Source organism: Longimicrobiaceae bacterium, assembly GCA_035696245.1.
GTDB lineage: Bacteria > Gemmatimonadota > Gemmatimonadetes > Longimicrobiales > Longimicrobiaceae > DASRQW01.
In genome coordinates this window covers 1-9,802 of sequence record DASRQW010000419.1, presented here as the reverse complement: position 1 = coordinate 9,802, position 9,802 = coordinate 1, and the positions used below count along the sequence as shown (strand labels likewise).

Genomic DNA, 9,802 nt, shown 5'->3' with positions numbered 1-9,802 from the left:
ATGCGCCACCTGGCCGTGAACGTGTACCACTGGGGCGAGACCGAGCAGAACCGCCTGATGACCCAGTGCGTGGGCCCCACCCTGCGGCCGCTGTGGGAGGCGGGCAAGCTGGACCGCTTCTGGTTCCACCGTTACGACGCCCGGGGGCCGCACGTGCTGCTCCTGCTGAGCGTGCCGGAAGCGGGCGAAGACGAGGTGCTGGGCCTCCTCTCGGCCGCGCTCGACGAGTACCTGGCCGAGAGCCCCAGCGCCGCCGTGATCGACGACGCGGAGCTGGAGAAGCGCCACCGCATGTGCCGCGGCGGCGTGCTCTGCTCGCTCGACGAGGGCTCGGACATCGCGCCGAACAACAGCTTCGGCATCGTGGAGCGGGCGCCCAACGGCTACCCGTTCCAGTACGTGAGCGGCGCGCCGGACGAGGACGCTGAGCTGTGGCGCACCATGGGCGAGCTGTCGTTCTGGAGCATCCGCCACCTGGGGCCGGGCCGCGAGGACCGCGCGGTGGTGCGCTGGGCGGCCGCCCAGGACCGCGCGCTGGTAGAGGCGGGGCTGGACGCGGAGCCGTTCTGGCGCTTCTACGCCTGCACGCTGCTGCACGTGCTGGTCACGCGCCTGGAGACGGAGGAGGCCGTGGTGCTGGCGGCGCTGCCCGGCTGGGTGGGAGAGAAGAACACCGGCGTCTTCGACCGGCTCTGGGGGCTGGAGGAGTCCGACCCGGTGGTGACCGACGCCGCGCGCGAGATGGCCCGCCGCGCCGCCGCGGTGCCAGACGGCGACCTGCCCGCCCGGTGGTGGCCGGTGCGCGAGATCACGCACTGCACCTTCGCGCAGCTCAACCACTTCGTGCGCAAGCGCCTCCCCATCGTCCTGTATGCCTGGAGCCGCAGCGCCGGCGTCCCCGCCGCCGAGGCGGAGCCAGAGCCCGAGGCGGAAGCCGCGCTGGTGCCGGCCTGAGACGTCCAAGCCCGCCCGCACATCAAAGGGGGCCATCCGCATCGGGTGGCCCCTCGACGTACTTTCGGTAGATGGACGACGGTCGATCGTCGGCGTCCGTTTGGCGTTCGATGCGATGCGGGATCGTCGGTCTGTTCACCGACATCGCGAGCCCGCGCGCACTCCGCCGATGTGATCCGCCGCCTGCGCATCGGAGGAAAACCCGGCCGGAACGCTCCGCATCGACCGTCCGCCAGCCGGTCCGCCCATGCATCTCCCGCGTGCCGACCGGACAGGTGACGGTTCATCTGCCGGCGAGGATTGCAGGGCGTCGGTAGGGATTCTACCTTGCGGAAAACCGCTCCGCGCATACGCATCCCCCTGATCCCGAGACTCCCGTGAACCAGTCCCGTGCACGCTTTGCCGCGTCCGTCGCCTTCGCCGCCGCCGCGCTCGCCGTCTCGTCCGCCGCCGCCGCGCAGGTTTCGCGCGGGAGCGGCCCTCTCGTCGTGCCGGCAGACAACCGCGCGGTCCGCGACGCGCTGGCGTACGTGCAGCGCAACGAGCCGCAGACCATCTCCGACCAGATCGCGGTGTGCGAGATCCCGGCGCCGCCGTTCAAGGAGGCGGTGCGCGCCCAGGAGATGCGGCGCCGCTTCGCCGCGCTGGGACTGCGCAACGTACGCATCGACGCCGAGGGCAACGTGATCGGCGAGCGGCCCGGCGACGGGGATGGGCCCGTGGTCGTCCTCGCCGGCCATCTCGATACCGTCTTCCCGGAGGGCACCGACGTGCGCGTGCGCCGCGACGGCACGGTGCTGCACGGGCCGGGCATCGGCGACGACTGCCGCGGGCTTGCGGTGCTGATGGGGGTGGCGCGGGCGCTGGACGCCGGGCAGGTGCGCACCCGGTCCACCCTCGTGTTCGTGGCCGACGTGGGCGAGGAGGGTCCCGGCAACCTGCGCGGCGTGCGCAGCCTGTTCGAGCGCGAGCTGAAGGGCCGCGTGGGCTACTTCGTATCGGTAGACGGCGACGGGCTGAACCTGACCAAGGACGCGGTGGGCAGCTTCCGCTACCGCGTGACCTTCCACGGGCCCGGCGGCCACAGCTACGGCGACTTCGGCATGCCCAGCCCCATCCACGCGCTGGGCCGCGCCATCGCCCGCATCGCGGACCTGCAGGTGCCTTCCACGCCCAAGGTGACGTTCAACGTGGGCGTGGTGGAGGGCGGCACCTCGGTGAACTCCATCGCCGCCGAGGCGTCTATGGACGTGGACATGCGCTCGGTAGATCGTGCCGCGCTGGACCGCGTGGACGCGGCGTTCAAGGCGGCGGTCCGCCAGGCGCTGGCGGCCGAGAACGCGCGGTGGCCGCGCAGCCCTGTGCGGCTGACGGTCGCGGTCGAGCGTACCGGCACGCGCCCCGCCGGCACCCAGCGGCCGGACGCGCCCATCGTCCGCGCCGCGCAGGCCGCCGGGCGCGCGCTCGGCTTCAGCCCGCAGGCCGGCGCGTCGAGCACCGACGCGAACATCCCCATCAGCCTCGGCATCCCGGCGGTGACCATCGACGGTGGCGGCAGAGGGCAGGGCGCCCACTCGCCCGCGGAGAGCTTCGACACGCGCGACAGCCATCTGGGCACCCAGTGGGCGCTGCTCGTCGCCGCCACGCTCGCCGGCGTGCGCTGACGCCGCTCCGGTCCCGCTCTTCCGAAATCCAGAGGTCCGGGCGTCTTTTCCGGGCGCCCCGTGCAGACTCCGTCCGCGAAAGCGGACGGAGTTCTTGCGTGCCCCCACGCTCCGACGTAACCTACGCAGGACGGCCCGAACGGCCCTCTACCGCCGTTGCAACGACCATTCGCGCGCGCTCCCGCCGCGCTGACTTCCTCACCGCCTCGCGCGCGCACGCGCGCAACCCTGGGCCCGCCCGCTCCGGCGGCCGCGCGGCCCCGCTCTCCACCGTGCCACACAGGAGATCCCCCATGCCCCCAGGCCACCGTCCGGGCACCGAGCTTCCTCCGCCCCGCCTCGCTCCTCCGCGGCCCATGCGCCGTCTCGCCTCGGCCGCGCTGGCCGCGCTGGCGCTCGCCTTCGCGCCCGGCGGCGCGGCGGCGCAGGGCGGCGAGGTGGCGGGGGTGGTGCTGTCCTCTCCCGCCCAGCAGCCGGTGGCGGGCGCGCAGGTGACGGTCACGGGCACGACGTTGCGCGTGCTCACCGACGCGGCAGGGCGCTTCGCCATCTCGGGCGTGGGCGGCACGCAGGCCACGCTCACGGTGCAGCGCCTCGGCTTCCAGCGCGTGACCCGCACCGTGCGCGTGGGCGACACGTCGCTGCGCATCTCCTTGGCCGAGAGCGCGCTGTCGCTCGACGCGCTGGTGGCCACGGGCACGGCGGGCGGCACGCAGCGGCGCGCCATCGGCACCACGGTCGCCAAGATCGACGCGGCGCAGGTGGTGGCCACGGCGCCGGTGAACTCCGTGCAGGACCTGCTCAACGGGCGCGCCCCCGGCGTGGTGGTGATCCCCGGCACGGGCATGGTGGGCGGCGGCGCGCGCATCCGCGTGCGCGGCGTCTCGTCGCTCTCGTTGGCGCAGGAGCCGCTCATCTACATCGACGGCGTGCGGGTGGACAACCGCGCGGCGACGGGGCCCATCAACCAGGGCTTCGGCTCCAGCGTCATCTCGCGCTTCGACGACCTGGACCCACAGGAGATCGAGAGCATCGAGATCATCAAAGGGCCGGCGGCGTCCACCCTGTACGGCACCGAGGCGTCGCACGGCGTGGTGCAGATCACCACCAAGCACGGGCAGCAGGGCGGCACGCGCTTCGACCTGCACGTGAAGCAGGGAGCCAACTGGTTCCAGAACCCCGAAGGCCGGGTGTGGAACAACTACGGCGTGAACCCGCTCACGGGCCAGGTCGACAGCCTCAACATGGTGCGAGCGGAGGACCAGCGCGGGCACCCCATCTGGCAGAACGGCCGCGTCTCGGAGTACAACCTGGGCGCCAGCGGCGGCAGCCCCACGGTGCGCTACTTCGTAGGCGGCGGGCTGGTGCGCGACGAGGGCATCGAGCCCAACAACACCGTGCACCGGTTCAGCGGGCGGGCGAACGTGGCCGCGACGCCCAGCGCCAAGGTGGACATCAACGCCAGCCTGGGATACACGTCGGGCCGCACCAGCCTGGGCCTGGAGGCGGGCGGCGGCGGCGCGGCGTGGACGACCTTCTTCGCCACCCCAGCCAACCTCAACACCCCGCGCCGCGGCTTCCACAGCGCGCTGCCCGAGGCGTACCGGTCGGCCTACCAGGACTGGCAGGACGTGAACCGGTTCACCGGCAGCGTGCAGCTCAAGCACAAGCCGGCGTCGTGGTTCACGCACCGCGTGACCGTGGGCACCGACCTCACGCGCGAGAACAACGTGGAGCTGGTGCAGCGCATCGGCGACCCGCAGGTGGCGCAGTTCTTCAGCGCGGCCGAGATCCGCGGCTACCGCGACCAGACCATGCGCACCGTCTCGTACAACACGCTGGACTACAGCGCCACCGCGGCGCACGACTTCGGCCGCAGCCTCTCGTCCGAGACCTCCGTCGGCACGCAGTACTACCGCCGCTACTCCGAGTTCGTCTCGGCCTACGGCGAGGAGTTCCCGGCGCCGGGCCTGCGCGCCATCACCGCCACGGCGCGGCAGCGGGCCAGCCAGGACTACGTGGAGGACGTGACGGTGGGCGTCTTCGCGCAGCAGCAGCTGGGCTGGAAGGACCGGTTCTACCTCACCGGCGCCATCCGGGCCGACGACAACAGCGCGTTCGGCCGCAACTTCGACCTGGTCTACTACCCGAAGGTGAGCGCGAGCTGGGTGGTGAGCGAGGAGCCGTTCTGGCGCTTCGGCCCGGTGAACACGCTCAAGCTGCGCGCGGCGTACGGCGAGACGGGCCAGCAGCCCGCGTCGTTCACCGCGCTGCGCACCTTCTCGGGCGTGCCGGGGCCGGGAGATTCGATCACCGTGACGCCGCAGGCCCTCGGCAACCCGGACCTGGGCCCGGAGCGCAGCGGCGAGCTGGAGGCGGGCTTCGACGCAGGCTTCCTGAACGACCGCCTGGGGCTGGAGCTCACCTACTACTCGCAGAACACGCACGACGCCATCCTCCTGCGCCAGTCGGCCCCGTCCAGCGGCTTCCCCGGCGAGGGCTTCGTTAACGGGCAGTACATCAACGCCGGCCACATCACCAACTCGGGCATCGAAGCGGTGCTGCGGGCCACGGCGTTCGACCGGCCGCGCTTCGGGCTGGACCTGTCGTTCAGCCTGGCCACCAACCACAACAAGGTGGTGAGCCTGGGGCTGCCCGGCCGGGACTTCGTGACCGCCGGCAGCTTCGTGCAGCACCACGAGGGCTACCCGGTGGGGGCCTGGTTCGAGCGCCGCGTGGTGGACGCGCAGTTCGACGCCGCCGGCAAGCTGGTGCGCGGCAGCGAGATGTGCGACGACGGCAAGGGCGGCACCGTGGCCTGCGCCAGCGCGCCGCTCGTCTTCCTGGGCCGCCCCACGCCATCTACCGAGGGCTCGTTCACCGCCAACGTGCGCCTCTTCCGCAGCCTGCGGCTGTCGTCGCTGGTGGACTTCAAGCACGGCTTCAGCAAGCTGGACGGCAACCTGCGCGTGCGCTGCACGCTGTTCGGCCGCTGCCGCGAGAACTTCTACCCGCTGGACTACGTGGGCACCGCGCAGAGCCGCGCCTGGCTGGCGCAGACGCAGAACACCGCGTACGTGAGCGGTCTGATCTCCGACGCCTCGTTCACCAAGCTGCGCGAGGTCTCGGCCACCTACAGCTTCCCCACACGCTGGGCGGGGCGGCTGGGGGCCGACAGAGCCTCGCTGACGCTGGCCGGCCGCAACCTGCACACGTGGACCGATTACAAGGGGATGGAGCCCGAGTCGTCGTTCCTGGGCGGCAGCCGCGGCGGCGCCAGCGCGCAGTGGGAGCAGAACGTGGTGCCCCAGCTCGCGCAGTTCGTGGCCTCGCTCAACTTCAGCTTCTGAACGCGCCGCGGGCGGCCGCGCGCCGCCCGCCGAACCACATACGAGGTGAACCCATGAAGCCAACCAGCACGCAGGCCGAGGCGCGGGCGCGGGGCAGGGCGGTGCGCACCGCCCTGGCCGCCTTCGCCGCCGTCTCGCTCGCGGCCGCCGCATGCAACACGCTGGACGACGCGCTGAACGTGGACGCCCCGGGCCGGCTGCCCGGCGACTCTCTGGACGACCCGACGTACGCGCCGCTGCTGGTGAGCGGCGCCGTGGCCGACTTCGACTGCGCCCTGGGCTCGTTCGTGGTGATGGGCGGCCTGGTGACCGACGAGCTGATCGACGCCACCCAGACGGCCGACCGCTGGCCGTACGACCGCCGCAACGTGCAGTCCAGCGACGGACGCTACGGCACCTCCACCTGCGAGAACCTGGGTGTCTACACCCCCATCGCCACCGCGCGGTGGAGCGCCGACAATGCGCTCGCCAAGCTCCAGGGCTGGACCGACGCGCAGATGCCCGCCGGCACCAGCCGCGCCGAGCTGATCGCCGTGGCCGCCGCGTACTCGGCCTACAGCCGCGTTCTGCTGGGGGAGATGTTCTGCACCGCGGCCATCGACACGGGGCCCGAGCTGACGTCGCGGCAGATCCTGGAGCAGGCCGAGGAGCGCTTCGGCCAGGCGATCGACGCCGCCACGGTGGCGGGCGACCAGTCGCTGCTGAACATGTCGCTCGTGGGCCGGGCGCGCGTGCGGCTGGACCTGTCGCAGTACGACGCGTCGAAGAAGGCCCTTGCGCTGGCCGACGCGCAGCGCGTGCCCGCGGGGTTCGTACGCTCCACCACCGCGTCCAGCGCCTCGTCGCGGCGCGAGAACCGCGTGTTCTCGCAGAACAACACCTCGCAGAACGTGACGGTGGACCCGGCGTTCCGCGGCCTCGCCTTCGGCGGCGTGGCGGACCCGCGCGTGCGCGTGGCCGACACGGGCAAGAAGGCCACCGACGGCCAGCAGATCTGGATCCAGAACAAGTACGCCGGCCTCACCAGCGGCATCCCCATCGCCACCGGCAGGGAGGCGCAGCTCATCGCCGCCGAGGTGCAGGGCGGGCAGGCCGCGGTGGACATCATCAACGCGCTGCACACGGCGGCCGGGCTCCCCGCCTTCAGCTCCGCCGACCCCGCCGCCATCCAGGCGCAGGTGGCCGAGGAGCGGCGGCGCGAGCTCTTCCTCCAGGGCAACCGCCTGTACGACGTGAACCGGCTGCATGTCAACCTCACCCCCGTTGCGGGCACCGCGTACCCCAAGGGCGGCACCTACGGCACCACCGTCTGCCTTCCCGTGCCCGACATCGAAAGGCTGAACAACCCCAACTTCCCCCGCACCTGACCTTCGGGTCGGGACGGTAGATGCAAGGAGCCCCGGCGCCGATCCCTCGGTGCCGGGGCTCTCCCTTTTCGCATCCGCGCCGTCAGACCGGTAGGGGGGCACCTGCGTGTGCCTCCGCGACGCCGCGAGGATGCGGGGTCCATGCACCGTCGCCTCCGCGGCACGGTCCGACACGCAGGTCGGACCCTACACGATCCGACGCGGTAGCGTGGACCTGGAAGCTGATTGCTGTCGGTAGATGCGGAGCGCGTTCTCTGCGCCGGACACTGGAAGACGTCGGGAGATGAAGTCGCGGCGATTCGGGGACACGCTGCGCCTCTGCCGATGGATCTTTGCCGATGCGCGGCGTCGCGTCACGCGGCGATGGCGGCGCGGGGGACGGGGTTGGGAGAGGGGCGGCCGAAGAGGTAGCCCTGGAAGAGGTTGGCGCCCAGCTCCTCCATCAGCTTCCACTCCGTCTCCGTCTCTACGCCCTCGGCCAGCACCAGCAGGCCGCTGTCGTGCCCGATGCGCACCAGCGACGCGCAGATCTCGCGATGGATGGGCGACCCGGGCGCCTTCTCCACCAGCTCACGGTCGATCTTGATCAGGTCCGGCCGCAGGTCGCCCAGCAGCGACAGCCCGGCGAACCCCGACCCCACGTCGTCCAGCGCGATGCGGAAGCCCCGCTCCCGGTAGAACGCCAGGATCGAGCGCAGGTGGCCGCGGTCCGGCACGCGCTCGGTCTCCACTACCTCGAAGATCACGCGCGACGGGTCCAGCCCACTCTCGGCCGCGGCGCGCACCGTGGTCGCCAGGCAGAACTCCGGCTTGTAGATGGCGGTGGGGAGGAAGTTCACCAGGAAGCTGCAATGGGCCGGCATTCCCGCGGCGCCCGCGTTGCGCAGGTGCGTCTCGCGGCTCACGCGGTCCAGCATGAACGTCAGGTGCTCCTGCCGCGCCCACTCCAGCAGCGCCGGCGCGCCCACCAGCCCGCCGCCGGCGTCGCGGCCGCGCATGAGGCATTCGAAGCCCCACAGCTCCAGCCCCTCCGATCGGAAGACCGGCTGGAACCACGTCTCCAGCCGCCCGCCGTCCAAGATGCCCATCAGCGCCGAGCTGTCCACCGGCACCATCTCGGCCAGCGGCCGCGCCTGGATCAGCTTCGGCAGCTGCTTCTCCACCGCCACGCCGTTCTGCACCCACGCGCCCCGCAGCTCGCCGAAGCGCCGCGGGTCCAGCACCGCGCGCAGGAAGTTCGCCGCCTCGGCGATGCCGCTCCACTCGAAGTCCGCGCCCACGCGGATCTCCAGCGCGCCAAGGCTGTCGTGGACCGTCCAGTCGCGCCCGCTGCCGAAGGTCGCCAGCTCGGGATAGGCTTCCAGGTCCGGCGTGACCACCACCAGGGTCCGCGAATCGGTTCTGCACTCACAATGCACGCGCGCTGTCCGGTCGAAACGTGGTACGGGCGGAGCGGTGACGGCGGGAACAAACGGCGTTCCGCCACGGAGGGCGCGTTTCGCAAGTTCCTCGCCCGGCCCCGCCGCACCGCGCGCCACCGTGCGCGCGGAACGCAAGAACGCCACGGCGGCGAGCCGTGGCGTCGGGGGATCATCTTCGCCGGATCGGGCGTGCTCGGTCGGCGGGACCGGAGATACGGCGCGGCGATCTCAGGCCGGGTGGCCGGCGGCGAGCCAGCCGCGCACCTTCTCCAGGAACGAGCGCACGTCGATGGGCTTGCTCACGAAGTCGTCGCAGCCGGCCTCCATCACCCGCTCGCGGGCGCCCTCCATGGCCGTCAGCGCGATGATGGGCACCTGGCGGAACTCCGGCGCGGCGCGCAGCGTGCGCGTGGCCTCGAAGCCGTCCACCTCGGGCATCATCATGTCCATCAGCACCAGGTCCGGCTGCTCGGCCAGCGCCGTCTCCACCGCCTCGCGCCCGTTCGTGGCCACCAGCACGCGGAAGCCGAAGGCGTCCAGCAGCGTGCCCAGCGCCTCGCGGCTGTCCTCGTGGTCCTCGGCGATCAGCACCGAGGCCGGCTGCGGGGCGGCCTCGCCCGCGCCGCCGGGAAGCACGGGATCCCGCGGCGCCTGGGGCGGCTCGGGCTGCGTGCACCGGGGTGCTACGAACGACAGGGCGACCATCGGGATGATGGTCGAGGCGGCTGCGGTGGCGGACATCGTGGAAGTACGGGGCGAGAAACGCACCATGTGGGCTCCGCATTATTTAGCAAGGAGCGTGCCCTTCAAGCCGTTTCAGATGCGGGCCGATCACCGATCTGTTCCCGGCGAGCTTGTGGAGGGCGGCGCGCCTCGCCTATTCTTCCCCGCGCGCCGGGGCGCCCTCTCTCCGGCGTGCGACCTCACACATCACCCGGCACGATGCCCCGCATGCAGCTCACCCGCCGGGTCCGTTTCTCGGCCGCGCACCGCTACCACCGGCCCGAGTGGAGCGACGCGCGCAACCGCGAGGTCTTCGGCCCGTG

General features: G+C 72.1%; 6 protein-coding genes. 4 read left to right on the top strand and 2 right to left on the bottom strand.

All coding sequences use genetic code 11. The features are described from left to right. The 4 genes from VFE05_18760 to VFE05_18745 all read left to right on the top strand — a co-directional run. The coding region (locus VFE05_18760) for a lantibiotic dehydratase C-terminal domain-containing protein (GenBank protein HET6232123.1) at positions 1-954 on the top strand (954 nt) is incomplete at its 5' end. A 377-nt stretch (positions 955-1,331) separates the two neighbouring features. Next, a complete protein-coding gene (locus tag VFE05_18755; GenBank protein HET6232122.1) occupies positions 1,332-2,618 on the top strand; it encodes a M20/M25/M40 family metallo-hydrolase in 1,287 nt (428 codons plus the stop codon). A 293-nt stretch (positions 2,619-2,911) separates the two neighbouring features. Next, positions 2,912-5,968, top strand: a complete 3,057-nt coding sequence (locus VFE05_18750) for a SusC/RagA family TonB-linked outer membrane protein (protein ID HET6232121.1) — start codon at positions 2,912-2,914, stop codon at positions 5,966-5,968. Positions 5,969-6,021: 53 nt separating this feature from the next. Beyond that, entirely contained in the window at positions 6,022-7,335 is a 1,314-nt protein-coding gene (locus VFE05_18745) for a RagB/SusD family nutrient uptake outer membrane protein (GenBank protein HET6232120.1), read from the top strand. A 353-nt stretch (positions 7,336-7,688) separates the two neighbouring features. On the opposite strand, the gene VFE05_18740 is transcribed toward VFE05_18745, so the two are convergent. After that, positions 7,689-8,717 carry an EAL domain-containing protein gene (locus tag VFE05_18740; GenBank protein HET6232119.1) on the bottom strand — a complete coding sequence of 343 codons (1,029 nt, stop codon included), beginning with the start codon at positions 8,715-8,717 and terminating at the stop codon, positions 7,689-7,691. 267 nt (positions 8,718-8,984) lie between these two features. Further along, positions 8,985-9,497: a response regulator gene (locus tag VFE05_18735; GenBank protein HET6232118.1), complete on the bottom strand. Its 513-nt coding sequence runs from the start codon at positions 9,495-9,497 to the stop codon at positions 8,985-8,987. Positions 9,498-9,802: the final 305 nt, after the last annotated feature.

Bases quoted from the DNA above. Each gene is read 5' to 3' on its own strand.
- VFE05_18745 (HET6232120.1), top strand. From the start codon at position 6,022: ATGAAGCCAACCAGCACGCAGGCCGAGGCGCGGGCGCGGGGCAGGGCG.
- VFE05_18750 (HET6232121.1), top strand. From the start codon at position 2,912: ATGCCCCCAGGCCACCGTCCGGGCACCGAGCTTCCTCCGCCCCGCCTC.
- VFE05_18735 (HET6232118.1), bottom strand. From the start codon at position 9,497: ATGTCCGCCACCGCAGCCGCCTCGACCATCATCCCGATGGTCGCCCTG.